General features: G+C 58.7%; 20 protein-coding genes, 2 pseudogenes and 1 riboswitch. Of the genes and pseudogenes, 16 read left to right on the plus strand and 6 right to left on the minus strand.

Going from position 1 to position 24,973, the window contains the following annotated elements; all coding sequences use genetic code 11:
* Positions 1 to 97 precede the first annotated feature (97 nt).
* Both BLM14_RS28005 and BLM14_RS28010 read right to left on the minus strand, forming a co-directional pair.
* The gene (locus BLM14_RS28005; RefSeq protein WP_100003311.1) at positions 98 to 2,572 is read right to left on the minus strand and encodes a S8 family peptidase; all 2,475 of its coding nucleotides are present in this window, start codon (positions 2,570 to 2,572) and stop codon (positions 98 to 100) included.
* A gap of 3 nt (positions 2,573 to 2,575) precedes the next feature.
* Positions 2,576 to 3,445: an AAA family ATPase gene (locus BLM14_RS28010; RefSeq protein WP_207795656.1), complete on the minus strand. Its 870-nt coding sequence runs from the start codon at positions 3,443 to 3,445 to the stop codon at positions 2,576 to 2,578.
* Positions 3,446 to 4,332: 887 nt separating this feature from the next.
* On the opposite strand from BLM14_RS28010, the gene BLM14_RS28015 reads away from it, so the two are divergent.
* Positions 4,333 to 5,214, plus strand: a complete 882-nt coding sequence (locus tag BLM14_RS28015) for a reverse transcriptase domain-containing protein (RefSeq protein ID WP_237143692.1) — start codon at positions 4,333 to 4,335, stop codon at positions 5,212 to 5,214.
* On the opposite strand, the gene BLM14_RS28020 is transcribed toward BLM14_RS28015, so the two are convergent.
* Positions 5,207 to 5,827 carry a hypothetical protein gene (locus BLM14_RS28020; protein WP_100003314.1) on the minus strand — a complete coding sequence of 207 codons (621 nt, stop codon included), beginning with the start codon at positions 5,825 to 5,827 and terminating at the stop codon, positions 5,207 to 5,209. The genes BLM14_RS28015 and BLM14_RS28020 overlap by 8 nt on opposite strands.
* A gap of 248 nt (positions 5,828 to 6,075) precedes the next feature.
* Between BLM14_RS28020 and BLM14_RS32860 the strand changes: the two genes are divergently transcribed.
* Entirely contained in the window at positions 6,076 to 6,225 is a 150-nt protein-coding gene (locus tag BLM14_RS32860; RefSeq protein ID WP_418314285.1) for a DUF3768 domain-containing protein, read from the plus strand.
* Positions 6,226 to 6,259: 34 nt separating this feature from the next.
* On the opposite strand, the gene BLM14_RS28025 is transcribed toward BLM14_RS32860, so the two are convergent.
* A complete protein-coding gene (locus tag BLM14_RS28025; protein ID WP_100003315.1) occupies positions 6,260 to 7,609 on the minus strand; it encodes a PIN domain-containing protein in 1,350 nt (449 codons plus the stop codon).
* Between the two features lie 733 nt (positions 7,610 to 8,342).
* On the opposite strand from BLM14_RS28025, the gene BLM14_RS28030 reads away from it, so the two are divergent.
* Positions 8,343 to 8,804: a GFA family protein gene (locus BLM14_RS28030; protein ID WP_100003316.1), complete on the plus strand. Its 462-nt coding sequence runs from the start codon at positions 8,343 to 8,345 to the stop codon at positions 8,802 to 8,804.
* Between the two features lie 238 nt (positions 8,805 to 9,042).
* Here the strand turns inward: BLM14_RS28030 and BLM14_RS28035 are convergent, their stop codons facing one another.
* Positions 9,043 to 9,339, minus strand: a complete 297-nt coding sequence (locus tag BLM14_RS28035) for a hypothetical protein (RefSeq protein WP_237143693.1) — start codon at positions 9,337 to 9,339, stop codon at positions 9,043 to 9,045.
* A gap of 156 nt (positions 9,340 to 9,495) precedes the next feature.
* Here BLM14_RS28035 and BLM14_RS28040 point away from each other — a divergent pair, with 156 nt between their 5' ends.
* From BLM14_RS28040 to BLM14_RS28090, 12 genes and pseudogenes are all read left to right on the plus strand, one after another.
* A complete protein-coding gene (locus BLM14_RS28040; RefSeq protein WP_100003317.1) occupies positions 9,496 to 10,656 on the plus strand; it encodes a mandelate racemase/muconate lactonizing enzyme family protein in 1,161 nt (386 codons plus the stop codon).
* A gap of 35 nt (positions 10,657 to 10,691) precedes the next feature.
* The gene (locus tag BLM14_RS28045; protein WP_100003318.1) at positions 10,692 to 11,864 is read left to right on the plus strand and encodes a M24 family metallopeptidase; all 1,173 of its coding nucleotides are present in this window, start codon (positions 10,692 to 10,694) and stop codon (positions 11,862 to 11,864) included.
* A 120-nt stretch (positions 11,865 to 11,984) separates the two neighbouring features.
* Positions 11,985 to 13,424: an amidohydrolase family protein gene (locus tag BLM14_RS28050; protein ID WP_100003319.1), complete on the plus strand. Its 1,440-nt coding sequence runs from the start codon at positions 11,985 to 11,987 to the stop codon at positions 13,422 to 13,424.
* Between the two features lie 61 nt (positions 13,425 to 13,485).
* Positions 13,486 to 13,588: riboswitch (glycine riboswitch) on the plus strand.
* Between the two features lie 150 nt (positions 13,589 to 13,738).
* A pseudogene (locus BLM14_RS28055) lies at positions 13,739 to 15,014 on the plus strand (D-amino acid dehydrogenase).
* A gap of 6 nt (positions 15,015 to 15,020) precedes the next feature.
* Positions 15,021 to 16,815 (plus strand): annotated as a pseudogene (locus BLM14_RS28060) (malate synthase G); the annotation flags it as partial.
* Between the two features lie 48 nt (positions 16,816 to 16,863).
* Complete coding sequence (locus tag BLM14_RS32275; protein ID WP_237143723.1) at positions 16,864 to 16,992, plus strand: hypothetical protein; 129 nt, start codon at positions 16,864 to 16,866, stop codon at positions 16,990 to 16,992.
* Positions 16,993 to 17,162: 170 nt separating this feature from the next.
* Positions 17,163 to 18,251 carry an NAD/NADP octopine/nopaline dehydrogenase family protein gene (locus tag BLM14_RS28065; protein ID WP_100003320.1) on the plus strand — a complete coding sequence of 363 codons (1,089 nt, stop codon included), beginning with the start codon at positions 17,163 to 17,165 and terminating at the stop codon, positions 18,249 to 18,251.
* The gene (locus tag BLM14_RS28070; RefSeq protein ID WP_100003321.1) at positions 18,248 to 19,138 is read left to right on the plus strand and encodes a dipicolinate synthase subunit DpsA; all 891 of its coding nucleotides are present in this window, start codon (positions 18,248 to 18,250) and stop codon (positions 19,136 to 19,138) included. The genes BLM14_RS28065 and BLM14_RS28070 overlap by 4 nt, the downstream gene beginning before the upstream one ends.
* Entirely contained in the window at positions 19,135 to 20,481 is a 1,347-nt protein-coding gene (locus tag BLM14_RS28075) for a dihydroorotase (RefSeq protein ID WP_100003322.1), read from the plus strand. The genes BLM14_RS28070 and BLM14_RS28075 overlap by 4 nt, the downstream gene beginning before the upstream one ends.
* The gene (locus BLM14_RS28080) at positions 20,478 to 21,161 is read left to right on the plus strand and encodes a resolvase (protein ID WP_100003323.1); all 684 of its coding nucleotides are present in this window, start codon (positions 20,478 to 20,480) and stop codon (positions 21,159 to 21,161) included. Before BLM14_RS28075 ends, BLM14_RS28080 begins: the two co-directional genes overlap by 4 nt.
* A gap of 1 nt (position 21,162) precedes the next feature.
* Positions 21,163 to 21,363, plus strand: coding sequence for a 2-hydroxymuconate tautomerase (locus BLM14_RS28085; RefSeq protein ID WP_067969826.1), 201 nt, complete (start codon positions 21,163 to 21,165; stop codon positions 21,361 to 21,363).
* Positions 21,360 to 22,349 (plus strand): isochorismatase family protein, encoded by a 990-nt coding sequence (locus tag BLM14_RS28090; protein ID WP_100003324.1) that lies wholly within the window; start codon positions 21,360 to 21,362, stop codon positions 22,347 to 22,349. The genes BLM14_RS28085 and BLM14_RS28090 overlap by 4 nt, the downstream gene beginning before the upstream one ends.
* A gap of 265 nt (positions 22,350 to 22,614) precedes the next feature.
* Here BLM14_RS28090 and BLM14_RS28100 read toward each other — a convergent pair whose 3' ends face one another.
* Positions 22,615 to 23,988: a cytosine deaminase gene (locus BLM14_RS28100; protein WP_100003326.1), complete on the minus strand. Its 1,374-nt coding sequence runs from the start codon at positions 23,986 to 23,988 to the stop codon at positions 22,615 to 22,617.
* A gap of 229 nt (positions 23,989 to 24,217) precedes the next feature.
* Between BLM14_RS28100 and BLM14_RS28105 the strand changes: the two genes are divergently transcribed.
* Positions 24,218 to 24,949, plus strand: a complete 732-nt coding sequence (locus BLM14_RS28105) for a GntR family transcriptional regulator (protein ID WP_100003327.1) — start codon at positions 24,218 to 24,220, stop codon at positions 24,947 to 24,949.
* Positions 24,950 to 24,973: the final 24 nt, after the last annotated feature.

Here is a 24,973-nt window from a genome sequence, read left to right on the forward strand (position 1 = left end):
CTGGAGCAACGGTCCACGGACTCAGAGCACTCCTTCTCCTCGACCAGTAAGACGCTCTTTGACGCAGCGCGGATTATCAAAGCTCACGACTGAGGTCCTAAACCTCGACCTCAGTCGTTACCTCGGCCTCCGGCTCGATCATGATAGAGATCGGTGTATACAAGTCGATATCGTTCCGCCGCCCCTTTAGCGTTACCACGAGCGCATACCGCGCCCTACGGTTTACAACGGCCGGGCGCGCACGATCCCGCCACCAGCCGCCGACAGGCTTGATGCATAACCTGTCTCGTCCAAGAAGATCGACTGCAGGACCACTCCATGTGTCGCAATGCAGCGACCCGGCGGATATGCTATCAGGGCCGAGCAACCACCGGTTATCGTCTGGGTGTCTAGGACCCACAGTGCGGGCAGTGTCCCGCTCCGAAGCGTTCACACGCCGCCTAAAGTGTTCCAACGTCTCGCCTTTCCTGCGCAAGTCGAACCGTAAGCCGAAGGACTGATAGCGCTGCGGATCAACGTTCGCCGAAAATCCTGGATTCGGGTCGATGAAGTACGAAAGTGTCACCTTGAGATCAACAAACTCATTGCCCAGTTGCTCCAAAACTGATGCGGGCAGAGGCAATGAGTAGTAGTGGCACTCGTGGAACTTCCGTGTGCCTTCCATCCGAAAGGGTTGAACCTCGTTTTGGGCGACTAAAGCGAGGTGATCTCTCGCCGACGCGCTCGCACGATCGAAGTCCGGTACGCCGTAGCCGAACCGCCTCACTAGGGCATAGCGCTCGCGCAAATTTGGCTGGGCTTCGAACGCGGCTCGCATCGGCCCAGTGTACTCACCGCTGTGCACCATCAGAGCACGGATCATCTCCGGCCAGTATTCCGGGTGCTTGGCTGCGAGGCGCGCCGCCATTCGTGCCGCTTGCGCAGTTGCGGCACTCGTTGCATCAAACGGCACCAATGGTAGCCGGTCAACATCTTTGCCGGTGCTAAGCAATCGCAAAGAGTCAACCGTCAGTATTTCACGCCCGGCCGGACTTAACGCGCGATTACCTGCTTCAAGGACAAGCTCGGGCTTGAATGGGGACCGGCTGGGCATCCAACCGACTGTTGTCCGACTATGCGGGCTCAGCCCACCGGCTTCCGAAAGAGCCGTCCAACCTTCGTAACCTACGTCGGTGATTTCGCTGAGGTCGGTATAGCCTCCGACAGTCAACGCATTCCACGCTTGAGAGGGATCTTCGGCCGGATAGGCGTCTTGACCCGACCACTGCGCCATCTCCATGACGGATTCGGTATTGCCAGTCGAAAGGACAAACAGCCGTTGAGGAGAATTCTCGTCATCGCCGATCATGGTTCCAGCCGCGGCTTGATCGATCGCAGCGCTCCACGTCGATGGGTGTGCACCGGAAACATTCTCGTTGGTAATAGCCATGCAGAAAATGCGACTGCGCTCAGATGCGCCTATCTCGGGTAACGCGACGGCCGCCTGTGTTATCGCACCATAGGAATTTGGATTGTTCACATCGGTCCTCTCGGGAGGCAGGAGCTTCACCGATTCCAGTCTATGAGAAAGAATGCGTGCTTCAGTATCCGCAAGTTGAGCCGTCAGATCACCATGCAATGCAATTCCGGCCATGGCCGTACCATGGTTATCATGGTCGTCGACACCCCACTCCGTCTCATACGTATATAGGTCGGCCGACGCTATGGCTGGTTCCAAAAGGGCATGGGCGCGATTAACACCCGTGTCTAACAGGCATACAGAAGGTACCGTCGAATCGGGCCATACTATGCGGTCTGCCAGATCGTTGCTCCATTCGTGTTGGGTTTCGCGAACGTCTTCCATAAAAAACACCGGGTTATCTGTAGCGCGCCGCAACTCGCTAATAACGCCCGTCGCAAACATCATGAGTTCGATCGCGGCTCGCGTGGCTAGGACCGGTACGACTGCGGCTTCTGGAAAATACAAGCGGCGGTCACGACCTGCTGCCCTCAAGCCCAGGCGCTGACAGACATCTTCCAGCGCAACCTCGTTGTTGCGTTCCGTCCAGATCGCCCACCACATCTGATGTTGCGGATCACTTGGAAGGGCCGCAGCGTCGTCGGTCCAAAGCACTTCAAGGCGCGCACGCCTAAAGGCTTCAATTGGCCCGACCGTGGCATCTTTTGGTGGCTTGCCGGCTCCAGTCAGCGGCCCGGATCGATAGTCCGCTAGAATGGCAGACAGCGCCACGCGAGCATGATCCGGCACGTAGAGAGCAACCGTTCGTCCGGCAGCATCGTCCTTTACTGCTGTTGGCTTAATACCCTGCCGTTTCTTCGCGAGAACGTCAGGATTCGTACCTCGTCTGAGTTCGACTTCGACATAGCTGCCTTGGGGAGGTGGCAGTCTGTCGTCTACTACTCGGGCGCTATCGGCTGCTTCGAAAGCCGTGTTGAGCTCGTTAAGCAGCTTCGCGCCATGCTCCTCCCGTATCCGAACCGCGCTCGAACCGCCGCCGCCCTGACCGGCATAATCGCTTGAGGTGTGAAAAACGGAAATGTCGATATGAGGTAGGGTAAAACGTGTTGGCATGCGCTATGAAGTCGCCACGTCGCGAAATGCGATGCGCATCTCGCGCCGCTCATCAAGGCGCATTAGCAGGTCGTCAGTCAAAACGACTTTGCGTTCGTCCAGAATGGCAGACTTTACCGCATCATCAGCCGCACGAACAAGTTCGGACTGGCTCAGGTTCTCCGCAGCCTCAAGAATCTTCTTCCAAGCTAATCGCGAAGTTTTCATCGGCTTCAGATTGCTCGTGATGATCTCTTTGATCTGAGTTTGCGTCGGTGGCTCGAACTCCAGCACCTGATCGTATCTGCGCAATAACGCACGATCCAACAACGAGGGATGATTGGTCGCACAGATGATCAGGCTATCGGTGGCATTTTCCTCCTCCATGAATTGCAGGAAGGAATTCAGCACGCGGCGCATCTCCGCCACATCGTTTGTCGAAGTCCGGTGTCCGCCCACAGCATCGAACTCATCGAACAAGTAAACACCGCGACGTCTCGCAGTCTCATCAAAAACGAGACGCAGTTTAGCGGCGGTGTCACCCATGAAACGTGTGATAAGTCCTTCGAGGCGAATGACAAATAGCGGTAAATGCAACTCGCCAGCAAAGGCCTCGGCCGACATTGTCTTACCGGATCCCGGTGGGCCAACAAAGAGGAGACGACGGCTTGGTACCTTGCCATGCTCGCGCAGCCAGTCACGCTTGCGCTGCTGAAGTATAATGTCAGCCATGCGCTGAGCCAGCCGTGCATTCAAAACGACATCCTTGAGCTTGTAACGCGGTTCCCGCAGTTCAAGAAGACCCTCAAGGTTGCCACGGGGCGCGCCAAAAGCGATCGGTACAGATGCGCCGCGCGATCTACGTGCCCGGGCGCGCTCGATCTCCGCACGCATTTCTTCAGCTATGCTCTTGTGACCCTGGCGGGCTTCCGACGCGGCAACCTGCAAAGCAATCGAGAAAAACATGTCGTCGTCGCCTTCGGACCGACTTCTTAGCATTGCTAGTATTTGTTTTGTGTTGGACACGAAGCCTCGCTCTCTAACTTCATGCTACTATGAACGGTGTCGCGTCTAAAGGCTTTTGATCACGCGTCCACACACTTCGCGCCTAGGATAGACTAGACGGGTGGCTTGCCGTTCAGCAGTTGCGAACTCATTATACGTCTAAAGGTAAATATAATATCGACCGTGAACAAAGCAAGAACAATGTACTATATTGGTTTTTCCAGGAGGTCGCTCTGTTTTGGGGCCAACGGCAGTGGCAATTCAATGGGCTGTCCTCGACTTCATTGAAGATGTCGAATGCGAAGTGGCCGTCCTGAACTTGAAAATTCGACGCACCGGTAAAGTCGACCGGTTTGAAGCTCGAAGATTGCCGGTTTTCCTCTGAGCTGACGGCTATGATTTTCCGTAGTCATACCTCTTTGCGTGTGGCAGACACTATTCGCAAGGCATTGGACATTTGGGGATGGACCGCCGAAGAATGATTTTCATGGCGCGGGTTATAACCGTTGTAAACTCATACACAGATATGTATATCAAGGGTGATTTCAGCAATAGGCTGCGGCTCACGGCTCTGCGGACTGTACGATCTTCGGGTTGTCCTGATGTACGAGCTTCGGGAATATCCTATTCTCTCAGTTGACGACTCCATGGTTAAACATGGGTTGCAGTTTGCTGAAGTCTCGCAATGGAGGATTCGCCCATGAACAAAATTCAAAAGCGTCTCGACCTTGCTGTAGCAGTGCTGACTGTATTGTACCTCTCTACCGAGACTATCAATGCCGTTTTTGATCTGCTCAGCAAGGTTGTCAACTATGCCCGTAATGTTCGAAAACTTTCTTTATTCTTATTGGAAAAACGGCAAGCCAATATATGCCCCTAATCCCTTCGGGGAAAAGCTTGGTATCGATATCAAGCGTCAGGTCAACAAGGCTTACAAGTTCGACAGCTTTATCTACCATTTCAAGGACGGCTCTCACGTCGTCGCGCTCCATAAGCACCGAGCCAACAATTTCTTCTGTCGCATCGACATCGCTCGCTTTTTCTACAACGTCCAGCGCAACCGGCTGAAACGCGTCCTCAAGGACATCGGTATCTTCCGTGCCGAATATTATGCGAAGTGGTCCACCGTGAAAAACCCGTTCGCGGGTGGCGGCTATGTCATACCTTACGGATTTGTGCAGTCGCCCATCTTGGCAACGCTCGTTCTGGCGAGGTCTGCTATTGGCGATTACCTGCGTGGCCTCGATCCCACGATTACCGTTTCCGTCTATATGGACGATATATGCCTGTCGGGAAACGATGAAGCCGCGCTGCAGGTCGCGTTCGATGGCCTGCTGGCGGCGGCGCACGTGGCAGGATTTGAGCTGAACGACGACAAGACACGTCCTCCGGCCCCGCAGATCGACATTTTCAATTGCACCCTTGAGAACGGCAAGACCGAAGTGCTACCCGAGCGCATTGACAAATTTTATGCTGAGTTCAGAACGGGCGCTGGTGAAGCATCATTTGAAACCTACTGCGATATCGTGAAATCGCACACATGGCGCATTGGTGCCCGCAAGAGGCGTCGGCGCTTGCATTTCATGTCTAAGCGGAAAGCAGCACTTGTTGCAGCCACTGCTCCAGTCGTTCCCCCTCCGGCGCCGGAAGCTACTTGAGCTTTCCGGTCATCGAACCGGTGAGTAGACCGAACACAAATCCCAGCACGCTGGTGATAGTCTTCTCCGCAAAGGTCTTTTTGGCCTTGTCCTGTGTGAAAAGGTACAGCAGGCAGAACGCCACGAGTACGAAGGCCACCAGCCCGAGCAGGCTGTATACGATGGTATGGTCCTGCTCTCTCTCCGCCGTCGTCTTGGTTTCCTGCGCGCTTGCCGGTGCAAAGAAACTGAACGACAATCCCACGTCGGCGGTCTTCTCTACGTAGGGCACTTGTTTCAGGGTGGCTTGAGCTTCCGCAATGTCAGTTTTGAGGTTGCCGACGAGTTTGGACGCCTCGGGATACGTCGCCACGATCTGCTCCAGCGACAGCAGGCTAGCGTTCGACTGCTCCAGCACACCCAAGACGCGCTTATAATCCTCGTTCGGAACCTGCCATACCTTCTCGGTCTCCACTGGACTGACGCGGTGCCATAAGCCCAATACCGAACCGCTCAACAGCGTAACAACCGCACCGGTCGCAATGCCTGACGTCAGCAACCGCAACAGCGGATACAATCGGGCGAGTGGCGTGTCGTTGGCAGCCTCTTCTTTTGGTTTCTCTGGTTCATTCATGTAATACACCCTCTGCCTGTCCTTGGTGCACGGATTCTGAGGCGGTTGGAAGGGACACCCCACCACTTTCCCGTGAATATATTTGCCCAACCCTATGGCCGTGCGTGACGATTTCTAAATGAACTCTGTCGGACGTCCGCTTGTTACCCTTGATGATCTGTCACCCAACTGGCGTGGTGCGGTGCACGCGATTCACGGGGAAGGCGTAGCGACGCAGAGGTGAAAGTCGCCCTCGCTATACCGTCTTGTTGAAGATCGATTACTACGGTCTCGACAATAGGCTACATAGTGACGATCCCGCCAACCCCAAGCTGAAGTGGAGAGTTCTTACCGGAGTTTTCGCTGACGAGTATTCGCTTGGTCGCGATTCGATCAAGCGGCTGCTCGCTCAAGGGTAGCTGTTTTGGCGTTATGGTTCAGGGCAGGGGCTCGCTAGTCGTCTTCTGACTCTAAGACAAGCGCTCTTCGCAATGTCTCCATGACGATCGGATCATCCCAATTAGAATCTCGTTCGACGAGTTCATAGGCGACTGACGAGCTGACAGGAGCCGGTAGGTTACTGGCCTGCACATCCAAGCGGATCGAGCCGTTTTTTGTGCCCTTCGGGAAGACAACGAAAATTTCGTCCTCCCACAAGCGGCGTGCTCGAAAATCTTGGCATTGCAGTGCACCGCGCTTGTCGGAAGAACCCGGGCGGTCGACCCAATAGAATCCGACCGGGTCACGTTCGTCCGCTCGTGGAAAAGTGAGCGCAGGCCGGAACGGATGGTTGAACAAACTGCGGGGCATTGGCGGCTTTGGAGGTCTAGGAAACGGACATAGGCGCGATACAATCTCATAAGCGTCCTCTGCATCCGCCTTTAAGAATCCGTCGCCCAAGATGCTATACTCGATCCGCAGGCCAGGCGCCGTCACACCGCTGTCGTTCTTCACGGTGTAGGAAATTGTCGTCATTCGGCTTGCCAAACCAACTACGACATGCAGCCGTTCGAAGTATTTGTTCAGGTCTTGCTCGTACCTATCATACTGCCGGTGATAGTTGTGCACATCGTTGTCGGTGATGCCACCAATAGAGCTTATGGTGAGAAAATCGCTCGCAGAGGAACCGCGTACGTTGGCTTTCGGGTTCTCTCTAAGAACGCTCTCGACCTTTAGCTGGATTTCGGCTGGATTCAGTGGCGGTACGCGCAACAAGGGCATTTCGATCCTCCCATCTTGCGCATCCTTGCCGACGGTTAACAGAATGGACGGATGACGCTCCCGCGCTGCCCGTTCGAGTTGTTCGATCTTGCGATCCTTGTCAGATTTTTCCGGAGGAAGGAGCCAGTCGTTTTCCGGTTTCAGGGTCGGTATTCCGAGCGTCCGAGCACTGATCCGAGGGCCGCGGTCGTGGGTAAATAGCGTAGCGCCGCTACCGTGCAATGCGGCGAGCACAACCAGTTCGTCGTCGGTTTTCATCCGATCGAGATGGTCGAACTGGTCCCAATCGACTTTCACGCGGTGGGCCACTTTCAGCCAGACTTCCGGCCGGTCCGGACGCAACTTGATAGACGACCCTTCTTCTTCCATCGCGTGATCGACAAGCGCCAGCGCGGCTCGCGCCCGATCGCGCCGACGTTCGTTCGGACCGGTTTTCATGCCCTCCAGTTCCTTGATAACTGGCGGCGTGACAACGAGGTCAATTCTCTTCGCAGCTGGGAAGACCTTGGACCAAGGTATGTCCTTGAGGTCTCTCAACTGAATAAAAGCGTTGGAGTCTACAAATAGGGGAATCGTATCCATCGAACAATTCTACCTTATTGCTCGCCCATCGCCAGCAGGTAAGTTTCACATCCGCTCAGACTTCTCGTCGGTTCCTTGACCCGATAAGTGCCGGCGGAGGTTACTCTAGGTTGTTACGGTGATTGGCTTTCCGTAAGGTCCCAAGCCTTGGGCTATTTACTGGAACGATCGCGCTGCGACTACGACAACTACTCGACCATTTTCCAAGGAATCGAGACGATTTCATCGAGGTTGGATTGAAGGTTCTTAAGGGCGACGGCGGCCTGGGTATCGTCCCTGCGCCATAGAAATTATCACTGACTTTCCGTTTCAGGATGGCAGCCTCTAGCGTCGCTAGCGAACCTCGCATGGCGGTTTCGGCCCAAGCGGGTGACGATCTTTGTCGGTTACATCTTGCCGGTGGACGTCGTATCTTCAAATCCGAAGACGGTGCGAGGGACTACGCTTGGCACAGCAACATCAAGGATGCTGCATTGAGGAGGTCGAAGAGGGATTGTAGACATTTGGGCTACAATTAAAAATGGCCAAAATCCGCTATTATCGGCATTTTCAAAAGAACGGTTCTCGCGCAGTTCCTGATTGAACAAAACTTGCGGGTATCACCGTGACGGATCAATCGGTTTTATGGTTGAGGAATTCCCCATTGCCGTGCGATACAATTCGTAGGCGCTTTATCGGAAGCGCTCAGGCCGAGTTGTCAATATCAACGCCGGTGTCGGAGAAGAATGCCGATATGAAGAGGAAAGCATCGAAGCACGTGGGTACTTGTAGATGCGGTCAGCTTCGAGCCGAGTGCGAGGGCGATCCGGTGCGAGTTTCGGTCTGCCATTGTCTCGACTGTCAGAAGCGGAGCGGGAGCGCCTTCGCGGCACAGGCGCGTTGGCCTGATGAAAGGGTTCGGGTAATCGGTAAAGCAAAGACTTGGACGCGTGTGGCCGACAGCGGACATCGAGTAATTTATCGCTTCTGTCCGAATTGCGGTTCGACAGTCGCTTATGTGATTGAAGGCTGGCCTGGTGTCACGGCGGTGCCGCTCGGTGCGTTTGCCGATCTGCAGTTCCCGGCGCCGAAATTTTCCGTCTACGAACATCGGAAGCACAGCTGGACAGCCGTGCTAGGTGACGACATAGAACACTCCGCAACACCCAGCGCCAAGCGCGCGCCTGGAGCAAGCTTGCGCAAGCTGAGTGAATGACGCTTGAGCGCAAACACAACGAGAATATGCTCTCCATTGTATTTCAGCTAAGGCCGTCCGCCCGCCGTAGCGCCTGTGGCGGGTGCCAAAGGTGCGGACGAAGGCGCGGCGCATTGCGAGCAAGTCGTTAAAAATGTTTCTTCCGGTGCTTCATGGTCCCGGAGAACAGGCTTACCGGTATGGTCTTGAGGGGCTCCAAAGCACCCCAAAGCTCATCAACCACTCTGCATCGAATGACCTAATCTGCTTCGACGCTGACATGCCGTTCGAATTTTTCTAGCAAGCCATGCATAAATTTGCGTGCTTCCTCGAATTCCGGGGAGGCCGCCCTAGCAGCACGATCGGCCTCATAGACTTCCTTCGACGCGAACCTGCATTCCCAACGAACATCCGGACCTGTTCCTTCCAGTTTTAAAAAAATGAGACCCGTTTGAAGTCCGAGCGCACGCCTGATCTCACTTGCTTTGCGGCGTTGATCGAGCACGGCTTCGGCCTCTCCTTCTTTGGCGAAGTAGTTTGTAGCTTCGACAATCATTTTTCCCTCCTTCTTTTGACCCACGCAGCGCCCGCGCTTCCAAGAAATTCTAGTCGTCGATCCTTGACATCTGAAAATATGATCATAAACTGTGATCACAATAGATGATCGCATTGTACAACGATACCTTTGCGACGACAAGGAAAAGTAAGACAGGTGCCAACGATCAAATCCATCGAAACATTGATTGTCCAACTGCCCACGCGGCGCGAACACAAATGGGCAGGACTGACCGAGGTCATCGGCCGCTATGTCTTGGTCAAGATGATCGACAGCGACGGCCGGGTTGGTTGGGGCGAGGCGCCGGCGCTCAAGGACTGGGGCGGCGAGTTCGGCCGCTATTTCGGCGAATCTGCGAAGATCACGCGCACCGTCATCGACACCTATCTCGCGCCGGCCGTAATCGGACTAGACCTTGGCAACTTCGTGGAGTTGCACGCCCGCATGGACGCGATCATCCGCGGATATCCCTATTCCAAGGCAGCGGTTGAGTTTGCAGCATATGATCTTACCGGTCGTTGGCTGAACGTTCCCGTTCATACTCTGCTTGGCGGCAAAGCGCGGGACCGAGTGCCTGTCACCCATTCCATTGGTCTGATCTCAATCGAAGAGGCGCGCGCAGAGGTCGCCAAGCTGGTTCGGGAAGGCGTCAAAACGATCAAGGTTAAGATTGGCGTCGATCCGGTGCGCGACGTGGCCATGGTCGATGCCGTCCGCGAAGTAGCCGGCGATGCCGTCGAGATCTGCGTTGATGCCAACGAGGGCTACAAAACGCCGGGCGAGGCGATTCAGATCGTGCGCAAGATGGAGAAGAACGGGCTCAAATATGTGGAGCAGCCGGTGATGGGCATCGAGCGGATCGCTGAAGTGGGGCGGCGTATCGATGCACCCGTCATGGCGGACGAGTCGGCCTGGAACGCCCATGATGCCATCCAGATCATCCAGAATGGCGGCATCCAGATTATCTCGATCTATACGACCAAAGCAGGTGGTCTCTACAAAGCGATGGAAGTTGGTGCTGTGTGCCGAGCCGCTGGCATCATCTGCAACGTCAACGGATCAATCGAGACCGGCGTCGGTAACCTTGCCAATGTCCAGCTCGCCGCGGCATCGCCGGCGGTAACGTTATCATGCGTCATCCCTGTATCGACGCCGGCAGTGGAGCAGCATGGCCAGGTCGGGGGTATTTATTACACGGACGACCTTTTGGTCGCACCAATGCATTTCGTCGATGGTGCGATCATTGTACCGTCAGGGCCCGGCATGGGCATCGATGTCGACCTGGCAAAGATCGAGAAATACCGCGTGCGCGATTGAGCGTTGGCAAGGAAATCCAGGAGAGAGGAACGAACATGCGGGCAGAAATCGTTACAAAACAAGTCAAGGCAATGGCAGAACATGGGCTCGATGCCATCATTTGCTCGTCGCCCGAGAATTTCGCCTACACAACGGGTTTGGTGGTTCCGTCGCAGCCGCTGATCCGCCATCGCCACGCGATGACCATTGTCACCGCCGATGGACGCACCGCCATCTTCGGCGTCGACATGGAAGCCTCGACCATTAAGCGGCGCTTGCCTGACGTTCCGTCGCGTATCTGGGCCGAGTTTTCCGACGATCCGATGCTGGTGCTCGCCGACCAGCTCTCCAGTCTTGGCCTCGCCAAGGCACGCATCGGCCTTGAGATGGACTACCTACCAGCGGGCGACTTTGCCCGCCTGATTGCAGCAGTGCCCGGTGCCAGGTTCGAGCATGCAGAACCAATCCTTGCACGACTGCGCCAAATCAAGACGGTCGAGGAGATCGCACTGCTCCGCAAGCTGTCACGAATTGCCGATCAGGCCATCACCGACGCGCTGGCCGTGGTGGACGCCGGGGATTCCGAGATGGAGATCGCCGGTCACTTGACCCGTAACGTCTATTCACTTGGCGCTGAGCATTTCAAGCTGCTTATCGTCGCCACCGGCGAACGCAGCGTCCTGCCGAATGTCGGGCCGTCCGCCCGCGTCCTCAAGCGTGGCGATGTCTGCCGTGTCGAGATTTTCTCCGTCCTAAACGGCTATCAGGCCGGCGTCTGCCGTACAGCTGTCGTCGGCGAGGCACCGCCCATGGCCGACAGGATCTGGTCCCATCTCGTCGAGTGCAAATACGATATCATGGAGAAGGTGAAGCCGGGCGCCAGCTGCCGCGAGATCTACGACGCGTTCATTGCCAAGCTCGCCAAACTCAACCTGCCGCCCATCTCCTTCGTCGGCCATGGCATTGGCCTGCATCTGCATGAGGACCCATACCTCGGCGTCACGCCGGTGCTTGGCAAACCAGGCAGCGATGCGCCACTGGAGGAGAATATGGTTCTGGGCTTCGAGCCGCTCTGCTACAACACCGGCTACGGCTTTGGCATGCAGAACAAGGATATGCTGCTGGTGACATCGAATGGCTCGGAACTCCTGTCCGACTTTGCCAACACTGACAAGCTGATCGTTTGCGGCACGGCCAGACAGGGCATGCAGACCCAGGCGGTGGCCTAGGGCGCTGCAACGCGCCAATGGTTGCCTGGAGGGTTTCCGCCCGGCTGCCATAGATATCGCCCGCCCCTACGCAGGGCGGAGATCTGGACAACATTTTGATAGAGCATTGGGTGGAGCCGCATGCGCACGCTAATTGAAAATCTGAACTTCGCTTTCACGGTCGACAAACACGATACGGTGCTGCGCAATGCCAGTGTGGTGATCGAGAACGACCGCATTGCCGATATCGGAGCGGCGAACGAGGTCAAGGCGCGCCACATAGGCGGGGCATTCGAGAAGGTGATCGACGGCAGTATGCTGGGCATTTGCCCGGGCTTCGTCGATAGCCACGTTCATCTGTCAGAGACGCTCTCTCGCGCGGTCTTCCCCGATAATCTCAACACGCGCGCCTGGGTCTTCAATTGGGCGAAACCCTTCTACGCCCACATCACGGAGGAAGACGAGTATTGGGGTGCACTGCTCGGTATCACCGAGATGCTTCGTTGCGGCACGACCTGCTTCCTCGACATGGGCTCGCAATACGATCCCGGCATCGTCATTCGCGCGATGGACAAGGCCGGCATCCGCGGCATCACCGGCCGCCATGCCGCCGACAACCGGCCGGCGGAGCTGCCGCGTGGCTGGACCGAGGAGATGGCCGCGCACCACTTTTTCCCCGACGCGAAGTCGGCGCTGAAGGTACTGGAGGAGTGCGTCACCCGCTACAACAACACCCTCAATGGCCGCGCCCGCTGCTGGGTCAATATCGAGGGCAAGGAGCCCTGCAGCCTCGAACTGCATGTCGGCGCCGTGGCGCTGGCAGAAAAACTGGGCGTCGGCACAACCTATCATCTTGCAACCTCGATAGAGGAAGCAAAGGTCTGCGAGAGCAAATATGGCTGCTGGCCGATCACCCGCGTCGATAATGCCGGTGGCATCCGCAAGAACCTGGTAATCGCCCATGGCGCGGCCGTATCCGACGAGGAGGTCAAGCTGCTGGCGGAACGCGGCGCCAGCGTCGCCTTCTGCCCGTGCTCGTCGTTCAAACTCGGCAAGGGTGCTACCGCCATCGGCAGATATCCTGAAATGGTCAAGGCAGGCGTCAAGGTTGGCCTCGGCACCGACGGCGTTTCGGCTGCCGGCAACATGAACCTGATGCGGCAGATTCTTGTGGTGGCCGGCATGTTCAAGGATGCCCGCATGCAGCCCGACATCTTCACTGCGCGCCAGGCGTTGCGCGCGGCGACGATCGACGGCGCGCGTGCATTGATGTGGGACGACGAGATCGGCTCGTTGGAGGTCGGCAAGAAGGCCGACTTCATCCTGTTCGACCTTGACCATGTCGAATGGACCCCGTTCTACGATCCGCTGCAAGCGCTGGTGTTTTCGGCTTCGACCGCCTCCATTACCCAGACATGGGTCGACGGCCAGGTGGTATATGCCGAGGGCAAGGTGCAAGGCGTCGATGAAGCGGCGATCCGCAGCAAGGCTCGCGAACTGGCGGCGGCTGCCGTGGTGCGGGCCGGGCTGCATCATGAGGATGTCGAAACAACCACGACCCTTTATGACGAAGGAAACTGATTCGAGACGCTAGCACCGGCGGTGCGAATCGTTAATGTCGATGAGGAATGAACTGCGTTCGATAGCCTGCATGGGAGAGATCGGCCGTTGCAACTTGGCAGCGATCGGCGCCGACGGAGCAACCCCCCAGGAAACTCTCAGGCAAAAGGGACCATGCAGCTGAACGATCTGGAGAGAGGCGCTGCGAGCGCCCACCGAAGGGGAAAGCCGTAGCGGTCTCGTCGCTGCGGTTAAGCTCTCAGGTACAGCGACAGATTGGGGAAGAGCCGCGGGTTTTGGCCCGTTACGACCCAATATTGTTCGTGGAGAAGGAAATGTCCCATATTGCCATCATCGGCGCCGGTATTACCGGCGTCACCACCGCCTATGCGCTTCTTGAGCGCGGCTATTCCGTCACCGTCATCGACCGCCAGCGCTACGCTGGCATGGAGACGTCGTTCGCCAATGGCGGCCAGCTTTCGGCCAGCAATGCCGAGGTGTGGAACCACTGGTCCACAGTGCTTAAGGGCATGAAGTGGATGCTGCGCAGCGATGCGCCACTGTTGATGAATCCCAAGCCGACCTGGCACAAATACGCCTGGCTCGCCGAATTCGTCTCCAACATCATGAACTATCGCGACAACACGGTGGAAACGACGCGGCTGGCGATTGCCGCGCGCAAGCACCTGTTTGCCATCGCCGAGCGCGAGAACATCGACTTCGACCATGTCCAGCGCGGCATCCTGCACGTCTACTGGGACAAGCCAAGTTTCCAGCATGCGCTGAAGGTCAATTCGATGCTGGTTGAAGGTGGCCTCGACCGCCGTCCGGTGACTGCTTCAGAGGTGAAGGCGATCGAACCGGCCTTGCATGGCGACTTCCATGGCGGCTTCTACACGCCGTCGGATTCGACCGGTGACATCCACAAGTTCACCTATGGCCTCGCCCAGGCCTGCGAGCGGCGCGGCGCGCGTTTCGTCTTTGACGCCACGGTCAACCGGATTGCCCGCGATGGCTTGTTCTGCATCGGCTATTCCAACGGCGGGTCCGTGGGGGACGCGGCTTCAGAGATCGTCGAGGCCGATGGCGTCGTCGTCTGCGCGGGTGCCGCGAGCCGGCATTTCGCGGCGATGCTGGGCGACCGGGTCAATATCTATCCGGTCAAGGGATACTCCATCACGGTGCATCTCGACGACGAGCGCAGCCAGAAGGCAGCACCGTGGGTCAGTCTGCTCGACGACCGCGCCAAGATCGTCACCAGCCGGTTGGGCGAGGGGCGCTTCCGTGTCGCCGGCACCCGAGTTCAATGGCATGAACCGCGACATCCGCGACGACCGCGTCAGACCGCTGGTCGACTGGACGCGAATGCTGTTTCCCGACGTCGATACCAACCGCGTCGTGCCCTGGGCCGGCCTCAGGCCGATGATGCCCAACATGATGCCACGGGTCGGCAAGGGCCGCCAGGCGGGCGTGTTCTACAACACCGGCCATGGCCATCTCGGCTGGACGCTGTCGGCCGCCACCGCCCAGATGATCGCCGAGACCATTTCAGGCGCCTTCCTCAATCCGGTGCTGCGATTGCGGCTTAAAACCAGGAAGCGGAGCAAATAGATGAACATGTTCAGTCCAAAAGAGGATGTTGTTACGCTTTTCGGCCTTCGCGTTGCGCGCGAGTTGCATGACTTCGTTGTGACGCAGGCATTGCCCGGGACGGGGGTTGACGCCGAGAGGTTCTGGGAAGGTTTTGCACAAATCGTGCATGATCGGGCCGAAAAACCGGGCGCTGCTGGAAAAGCGCGACGAGTTCCAGCTGAAGCTGGATGCCTGGTACCGCAAGCATGGGGCCCCGCACGACATGGCAGCCTACAAGGCGTTCTTGTCTGACATTGGCTATCTCATGCCGGAAGGGCCGGCCTTTGCTGTCATCACCGACAATGTCGATGCCGAGATCGCCACCGTCGCCGGGCCGCAGCTGGTGGTGCCTGTCATGAATGCGCGTTATGCACTGAATGCGGCAAATGCCCGCTGGGGCTCGCTCTTTGACGCGCTTTACGGCACCGATGCGATCTCGGATGCCGATGGTGCGGAGAAGAGCAAGGGCTACAATCCCAGGCGCGGCGCCAAGGTGATTGCCTGGGCCAAGGGGTTTTTGGATCAGTCGGCGCCGTTGTCCCAGGGCAGCTGGGTCGAGGTCTCGGGGCTTTCGATCGAGGGTGGCAAGCTTGTCCTTACCGGCGCGGGCGGCTCGGTTTCGCTACGGGACGGTGCGCAGTTCGCTGGTTATCGTGGTGCTGCCGCCAATCCGGATGCCGTGCTCTTGGCCAGGAACGGTCTGCATGTCGAGGTCGTCATCGACCGCGAGAATGCGATCGGCAAGGCAGATCCCGCCGGCATCTCCGACGTGGTGCTGGAGTCGGCGCTGACCACGATCCAGGACTGCGAGGATTCGGTCGCGGCCGTCGACGCCGAAGACAAGGTCGTGATCTACCGCAACTGGCTTGGCCTGATGAAGGGCGATCTCGCCGAGGAAGTCACCAAGGACGGCAAGAGTTTTGTCCGTAAGCTCAATGGCGACCGCAGCTATACATCGCCCGATGGCGGGGCCGTTATCCTGCCCGGCCGGTCGCTGATACTAGTGCGTCATGTCGGTCACCTGATGACCAACCCGGCAATCCGCGACCGCGACGGCCACGAGGTGCCCGAGGGCATCATGGATGGGGCGATCACGGCGTTGATCGCGCTGCACGATGTCGGCGCCAACGGCCGGCGCGCCAATTCCCGCGCGGGCTCGATGTATGTCGTCAAGCCGAAGATGCACGGTCCCGAAGAAGTCGCCTTTGCCGTCGAGATCTTCGACCGTGTCGAACGCCTTGTTGGCATGCCGCACAAGACCATCAAGATGGGCATCATGGATGAGGAGCGGCGCACCACCATCAATCTCAAGGAGTGCATCCGTGCCGCCAAGGAACGGGTGGTATTCATCAACACCGGCTTCCTCGACCGTACCGGTGACGAGATCCACAGCTCGATGGAAGCCGGGCCGATGGTGCGCAAGGGCGACATGAAACAGGCGCGGTGGATATCAGCCTATGAGGCCTGGAACGTAGACACCGGGCTTGAGTGCGGTCTCTTCGGCCATGCCCAGATCGGCAAGGGCATGTGGGCGATGCCCGACCTGATGGCAGCCATGCTGGAGCAGAAGATCGCCCACCCGCGCGCTGGCGCCAACACCGCCTGGGTGCCATCGCCGACGGCTGCCACCTTGCATGCCACCCACTACCACAAAGTCGACGTGCATGCCGTGCAGGCCGAGCTCAAGTCCCGGCCCAAGGCGCGGCTCGACGACATCCTGTTGGTGCCTGTCGTCGCCCGCCCCAATTGGACGCCGGACGAGATTCAGCGCGAACTCGACGGTCTGAATGCCGTTTCTGGCGGCCGCATCGTGCCGGTGCCAGGCGGCGTGCTGATCCGCAACGCAACGGGCGACCTGCTCGGTGCTGTCGGCATCACTGGCGACACCTCGGACAATGACGAACTCGCGGCCATCACAGGCATCGAAGCCGCAGGGCTTAAAGCCGTCGCGGGGTAACGGGCGGAAGGCATTCTTCCGCTTGACAATTCCATCTGTGATCATAAAGTGTGATCAAACTGGTTGGTGAATGAATTTGGCGCATGGGCTCGGGAGGAACCAGTCCGCAGCATCATGGCGCTTGAGGGCGCGCGGCTAGAATCGCTGCGCTTCAATCCTCGGAGGAGAGTATGAAGGTTGCAGTATTAGGCGCGGGCGCCGGCGGTGCCGCATCGGTCGCAGAATTGGTCCAGGCCGGCCACGACGTCCATTTCTGGGCGCGTTCGGCCGAGACGATCGAGCCGCATGTCAAGCTCGGCGGTGTCGCTTACGAGGGCAAGCTCGGCGAAGGTGTCGCCAAGCCGGCGCTGATCACCACCGATCTGAAGGCGGCCATCGACGGTGTCGACGTGGCTGTCGTTGTGCTGCCGACATTTTCGCATTCGGCGATTGCCTTGGCACTGGCAGCGGCCGGCTGGTCGTCCAGCAGGCCTGTCGTGCTCAACCCCGGCCATACCGGCGGGGCGCTCGAATTCGCCGAGACGTTTTCACGCACCGGCCGTGCCGCACCTCCGGTGGTCGAGTTCTCGACGCTGACCTATGTGGCGCGCAAATACCGTCCCAACGGCGTTACTGTCAGCGGCCGGGCCAAGCAGCTCAAGGCAGCGGCGCTGAAGGGTGGGGCCGAAGTGCTGGAGCTTGCCGGCAAGCTGTTCCCGGGCCTCACCCCTGTCGCCGATGTGATTGCTTCGGACCTTTCCAACGTCAACATGGTGTTGCATCCGCCCGGCGCGGTGCTGGCGGCGGCCTGGGTCGAGGCGACAGGCGGCGACTTCACCTTCTATGTTGATGCCATGACGCCGGGCGTCGCCCGCGTCATGAAGCAGCTCGACGACGAGCGGCTGGCGGTGGCCAGGGCTTTTGGTCACGATCTGCCGAATCTCATCGAAGAGATGAAGCTACTCGGCACCGTTGAGGCCGATGTGGTCGATACCAGCGATTTCCGCACGGCGATCGCCGGGGGCGAAGCCAACAAGCGCATCAAGGGGCCGGACTCGCTCGAATACCGCTACTACAAGGAAGACTTCGGCCACGGCCTGCTGCCCTTCCTCGAATTCGCCAAGATCGCAGGCGTCGAAACGCCGGTCGCGCATTCGCTCTACAGTCTGGCGCAGATCGCCGTCGGCACCGACTATCGCAAGGGTGGCCGTACCGCCGAAGCGATGGGCATCGCCGGCATGTCCAAGGATCAGCTGATCGAAAAGGTGAGAGCGAAATGAGCTGGAAGAACACAGTGATCGCCGTCGTCGCAGGCGATGCCCGCGAACAGGAGATCGCCCGTTGCGCGGTCCGTGCCGGCGCGACCGTCCGCGCCCATGGTTTCCCTTGGCCGGATGAGGGCATCGAGAGCGTCTACCATGCAAAGAACGCTGCCGACGCGCTGAAGGGCGCCGACATTGCGCTGTTTCCGATCCCCGGCATCACCGCGGAAGGCGCGCTGTTTGCGCCAAAGTGCCCGGAAAAAATCATCCCGACGCGCGAGATGCTGGCCGGCATGAACAAGCCTGGCCACATCATCCTCGGCTGGGGCGACGCCAATCTGAAGGGCCATTGCGAAGCACTCGGCATCACGCTGCACGAATATGAGTGGGACGTCGACCTGATGCTGCTGCGCGGCCCGGCGATCGTCGAGGGCGTGCTCAAGGTAATCATCGAAAACACCCAGATCACCATCCACAAATCCAATATCTGCCTGGTCGGGCAGGGCACCATTGGCTCGTTGCTGACCAATACGCTTGTCGCGCTTGGCGCCCATGTCCATGTTGCGGCGCGCAACCAGGTGCAGCGCGCGGCCGCCTATGCGGCGGGCGCGGAATCGCTGACGCTCGAACAATTGCCGCAATACCTGCCGAAGATGGACATCGTCATCGGTAGCGTGCCGAAGCGACTGCTCGAACGCGAACAGCTGGCGCTTTTACCCAAGCATGCGCTGCTGGTTGATATTGCGGCGCCTCCCGGCACGATTGACAGGGTTGCGGCTGCCGAACTCGGGCTGAAGACGGTCTGGGCTCGCGGCATGGGCGCACGCGCGCCCATCACCGTCGGCCGAAGCCAGTGGAGCGGCATAAGCCGACGCATCGAAAGTATATTGGAGCAGAAGTCATGAAAACGGATCTGGTCATCAAGAACGCGCGGGTGGTTCGCCGCGACGGCGAATACCACGGTGGCGTGGCGGTCAAAGACGGCAAGATCGTCCTGACCGGATCGGACGAATCACTGCCGGACGCAACCCGCACCATCGACGCCGAAGGCCGCGTGCTGATGCCGGGCCTGATCGATCCGCACTGTCATCTCGGCGTCAAGTTCCCCTTCGCCGAGGATATGCGCACCGAGACGGCAGCTGCCGCTTCCGGCGGCGTGACGACCGCACTGCTCTACATCCGCAACCTCAAGGAATCCTACCTGCCGTTCTACGAGGAGCGTAAGGCGCTGGGCGAGGAGAACTCGGTCATCGATTTCGGCTTCCACTTCGGCATCCAGCGCGAAGAGCACATCGCAGAGATTCCGGAGATCATCGCCAAGACTGGCGTGAAGTCGTTCAAGTGTTATTTCGGCTACGAGCCCGACAATCCGATCGGCATCGTGCCGGCGACTGACGGCTGGGTCTATGCCGCGATGCGCATCCTCGCCAAGGTTCCGGGCGGCGTCATCAACGTTCACTGCGAAAACACGCAGATCGCCTCGTGGATCAAGAAGGAGATCGCCGCGACCGGCCGCCAGGATCTCGGCGCCTATACCGAATCGCGTCCGGCCTTCTGCGAGGTCGAAACCATCCGGCGCATGATCTTTCTCGCCGAAAAGACTGGCTGCTCGCTGCATCTGGTCCACACCTCGGTTGGCATGGGTCCGGTGCTCGCCGCCGAGGCGCAGGCGCGCGGCGTGCATGTCACGGTCGAGACCTGCCCCCACTACCTGACGCGTACCTGCTATGACGATGATCTCGACATGCGCGCCAAGATTTCACCGCCGCTGCGCGACCGCAACGAGCTCGAAGGCCTGTGGGCGGGCATGCTCAACGGCTCGGTCTACAGCCTTGGCACCGATCACGTGCCATTTCTGCCCAAGAAGCTTGAGGATCTGTGGACCGAATTCCCCGGCGTCGTCAGCTTCCCGTGGGAATTGTCGCTGATGCTGCATTTCGGCGTCCATCAGCGCGGCATGCCTCTCAGCCGCCTGGTCGAGCTCAACTCGTTCAATCCGGCGCGGCGTTTCGGCCTGTGGCCGCGCAAGGGCCACATCGACGTCGGCTTCGACGCCGACCTGGTGCTGGTCGACCTCGACGAGGAGCGCACCGTCACACACACGGGCAAGGGCACCTGCATCTATGAAGGCTGGAAGCTCAAGGGCTGGCCGGTAATGACGGTGGCGCGGGGCGAGGTGGTTTACGAAAAGGGTGCCGTCGATGAGCGCCACTATGGTCGTGGGCGCTGCGTGACTGTGCCATCATGATCACCGAGATCGCTGATCACCTTGATCTAGCTGGTCGGATATCGTTGATACCGGGACGCCTGCCGGTACGCGAGGCTGTCGCCAGGATTGTCGCCCGCAAAGCGTCGATCCGCCAGGAGAGGCTGTCGGGGATCCACAATCCTTGGGGTCACTGCATCGCCTTTACCGACCCATGGGCCTTTCTTGAACTGTGCGAGAGCGATCTCGTGATAGACGCAGTTCGCAAAGTCGTCGGGCCTGATGTCATCCTCTGGGACAGCGAGTTGTTCGCCGGGCCGGGCAGCTACGCTGACTTCCTGAGACAAGGTCGCGAAGGTCGCTACTGGCCGGTGAGCCCGCTTGCCGGCGCGATCGTCCTGCTCCCGGTCGGTCGAAAGACCCCAAGGGCCAAGGCGATCAGGCTGGAGGAAGTGGGCCCCAAGGCGCTCGACGGCTTCGATGCGGCCGAACCGCTTTATGTAATCCGGCTGATGCCGGCGACAAGCCGTTTCGATCGTGACCCCAAACACGCAGCCAACCTCGCCTGCATGGAAGAGCAGGTGCTAGTCAATTACTCGAACCGCCCGCTGTGGCTGCTTTGCGGCACCGACCGGGCGAACAACGATCTGGTTTCGGGCTTCGCGCCCGCCGTGCCCGTCTGGGCCTCCGGCGCGCTGCCCACCGAAAGAGAGGAGAAATGAAATGCCGTTCGTCGTCGTAGAAATGTGGGAAGGGCGCACTGTCGAGCAGAAGCGCAATCTCGTTAAAGCCATCACCAAGGCCATGGTCGAAGAGGCCGCTTGCAAGCCCGATCACCTGCACGTCGTGATCCACGAGACGCCCAAGGACAGCTGGGGCCGCGGTGGCGTGCTCGGCATCGACATGGTGGAGCACAAGAAATGAGCCTCGAAGCCCTCGACTACCGCAAGTCGGCGCTTCTGGTCATTGACCTGCAGAACGCCTTCATCCACGAAAAGGGCACGCTCGGCATTTCGGGCGTCGACACCAAGCGCCTGTCCTCGATCGTGCCGCCGCTGAAGAAGCTTATCAAGCGCTGCCAGGACACTGGCATTCCGGTCATCTGGACGATGCAGGAACACTTCGCCGTCGACCAGAACCGCGCCAAGAAGAAGCTGCTCGGGCACACTGCCCGACGCAAGCAGGTGTCGGCGCTGGCAGGCAGCTGGGACGAGCACATCATCGATGAGCTGAAGCCGCTCGCCGATTTCGACCCCGCCTTCGTTATCCGCAAGCATCGCTTCGGCGCGTTCTATGAAACGCGCCTCGAAATGATGCTGAAGATGCTGGGCACCCAGCATCTGTTCGTCACCGGCGCCACCACCAATGCCTGCGTCGAGACCTCGATCCGCGAAGCCTATCTGCGCGATCTCGACGTGATTGCCGTCGACGACTGCGTGTCGGGCGTCAACGCCGAGTGGGAGGCAACAGCCAAGCAGATCTGGAAGCAGTATTTCTGCGAGATCGCGCCCTCCTCGGAGGTGCTCGACTGGATCGGCGAACAGGTCAAGCCGCGCGTCACGAACTACGGCCACCAGCTGATCATGGTTAACGACATCGACACGTCGGTGGCGTTTTACACCAACCAGCTCGGCTTCACGATCCGGCAGGCCAAACCGCTCGCCGACGGTCGTCCGTTCACCGCCTTCCACCAGGGCATCGCCCTCATCCACGGCAAGACGAGCGACCATCGACAGCTCGACCACATCGCCTTCGAGGTCAATGACGTCCGCGCTCTGGACGCCAAGCTGAAGAAGGCCGGTGTGCGCTACTTCAATGAGTTGCATGACGGGCCTTACGGGCTGACGATCTACATCGCCGATCCCGACGGCACAAAGGTCGAGCTCTACCAGGTCGGCGCCACCGCCTGATCCTGGCACTTCTGAAGATTGCATTCGGCCCCCGGTTTATTGGCGGCCGGATTGAGTTGGTGCTGCGGCACCATGCCAGATCGAAAGATCGCGACCGGCGCCGGGCCGCCCGCGCTGCGATGCAGCCAACAAGATCTTTGCAGCTTCGCGGTCTTGCCCGCAGGATGGGTGTCCGCATCGAGACAACGAATGTCTGCGTCGAAACTTCGATCCGTGGAGCCGCGGCCAGGACTGCCAACAACCTCCGCCAATTTACGGGGGGCTTTCAACGTAGCGCCAGGCCTTCCAACGTGTCGAGTTCAGGGTAAGCGGGCAGAGACGCGGAAATCGGAACGCCGTTGCGGATTACGATGCGGTTGCTCTCCGCCCGAGACAGAACTTCCGACCAGGAGCGCCCTTCAAAAAGGATCAGGTTGGCCGGTTGCCCCTTTGCGATTACGCCATGGCTATCCAGGCCCATGATCTCCGCCGGCGTTGCGGACACCGCCCTGATCCAGTCACCGTGGGGATGGTCGAGATGAAGGGCGCGAGTGCCAAGACGGAACGTGTCGAGCATATCCAGATCTCCGTAGGAATTGAACGGATCGCGCGTGTTGTCCGAGGCACGGGCTACGAGGATTCCGCGCCGCTTCATTTCATGCAGCAAAGTGACACCGCGCCAGCGCGGCGTCGTGCCGTTGTGACGACGGTCCTGGAGGTAGAGATTACACGTTGGCAGCGAAACGACAGCGACAGGTGCTGTTGCGACCTTGTCGAGCGTGGCATCTACCACGGAGTTTGCCTGCATGGCCAAGGAGCAGCAGTGCCCAACCAATACCTTCCCCGGGAAAGACGAGCGTAGGCTCGTCTCGGCAATACGGCGTAAAACATCGGCTGCCGGATCCGCTGTTTCGTCGGCATGGAAGTCGAGATTCAGTCCGTGATACGATGCTGTCCGGAACATCTTATCGAGCAGACAATCAATATCGGGCACCGGATAGGCGATCGCCCCGAGGACGCCGCCGGCGTCGGCGACCCGCTTTGCATTCTGGCTCAGAAATACGTCATCTCGCACCATGTCTATGGGGAACAGGCAGGAGGCCTGCAGGTCTATCTTCCCGCGCCAATGCTGCCTGAGTTCTATAAACGCCGGCCAAGAGATACCGGCCTGCGGTATTTGTGAGTCGATATGGGTGCGTATGGCGGATGTGCCGTAGTGGAACGCCGAACGAAGGGAAAAATCCATCCGCCTGCTGACGTCGATGGAGGACCAGTTGGCTGTGCGGTCAAACCGTGTGACCAGCAACGCCCCGTCAAACGTCCCGTCCGCTGCCGGCGTGCGTGGCAAGATCTGACTTTTATCGAGATGAGTGTGACAATCGACGAAGGTGGGAACCATGACACGGCCGCGGGAATCAATCGAGTGGAGGTTGGGGTTGCTTGCTTCGGTTGAGCGGCTGCATACAGAAGTTATTGCCAAAATCCTGCCGTTCTCTACAAACACATCAGCCAGAAAGAACGCTGTATTTGCAACGCCCACGGAACCCGTTCTTCTCACCGGACCGCTGAGACGCACGTTGCGCAAGACATATCGGCCGAAGTCGGCGGCGCGGGCGATTTGTGCACGCAGGGCAAACTGGTCAAGAGCGGATGCAGTCATATCTCGTTTTCCCGGCGGAATCTTTGGGTAACTGGCCATACCGGCCGCGGGGTCAGGCCAGCAGGACAGTAAAAGGTTGCGGTTCGTATAAAAGTACTTTATTGATCACATTGTGAGATCACAAACCATGGCATGTCAACATGCAACTCCTGATGGGGACTGTTAGCGGTCAACGCGATGTTCACCCTGAAATTGCCAATTGAGAAAAATAACGGAGTCTGAAGACAGGATGCCGATCCAAAAGGCGGAAAACCAGGCCGGTGGAGAAAAGCCCGCGCGTGGTCACATACAAGAAAATGTACTTCGTTACATGCGGCGCGGGCTCATGGTCGGTGCCTTCTTGCCCGGGCAGGTAATGAGCCTGCGCAAACTGGCTGCTGGCCTCGGCACCAGTCCGATGCCGGTGCGCGAGGTGCTCAGCCGCCTGGTCGCGGCCAATGCGTTGGAGGAGACCAGGGGCGGCTCGGTCCGGGTCCCGAGGCTCCATCCGGATAAATTAAGCGATCTGTTTTCGGTAAGAGAAATGCTTGAGGGCATGGCAACCGAACTTGCCGTGAAGAAAGCAACTCCCGAGCTGATTGGAGAGCTGACAGAAATAAACAAGCAGCTTTTGGTGGCCATCGAAAAGCGCGACATCCTGAACTGCCTGTCATTCAATCAGAAGTTTCATTTCACGCTCTACGAGGCATCGGGCTCCGAGGTGCTGATGCCGCTCATCGAATCGATGTGGCTGCAGGTTGGCCCAACAATGTATATGTCGCTGCTGATACCCTCGATGCCGTGGAATGCATCGGACCACAAAGATATCCTTGTGGCCCTTAAGGAGATGAACGCTACAGCAGCCAAGAAGGGGATCGTCCATGACATCCGCACCACCGGCGAAGCCTTGCTCAGCGTTGCCGGCCCACAAGGGCTGGAACTGCCCTTCACTCAGGGCCTGGAATTGCAATTCGACTACTGACATTTTGTAAGGGAGGAACTCGCC

The sequence above is a fragment of the Phyllobacterium zundukense genome (assembly GCF_002764115.1).
Lineage (GTDB): Bacteria > Pseudomonadota > Alphaproteobacteria > Rhizobiales > Rhizobiaceae > Phyllobacterium > Phyllobacterium zundukense.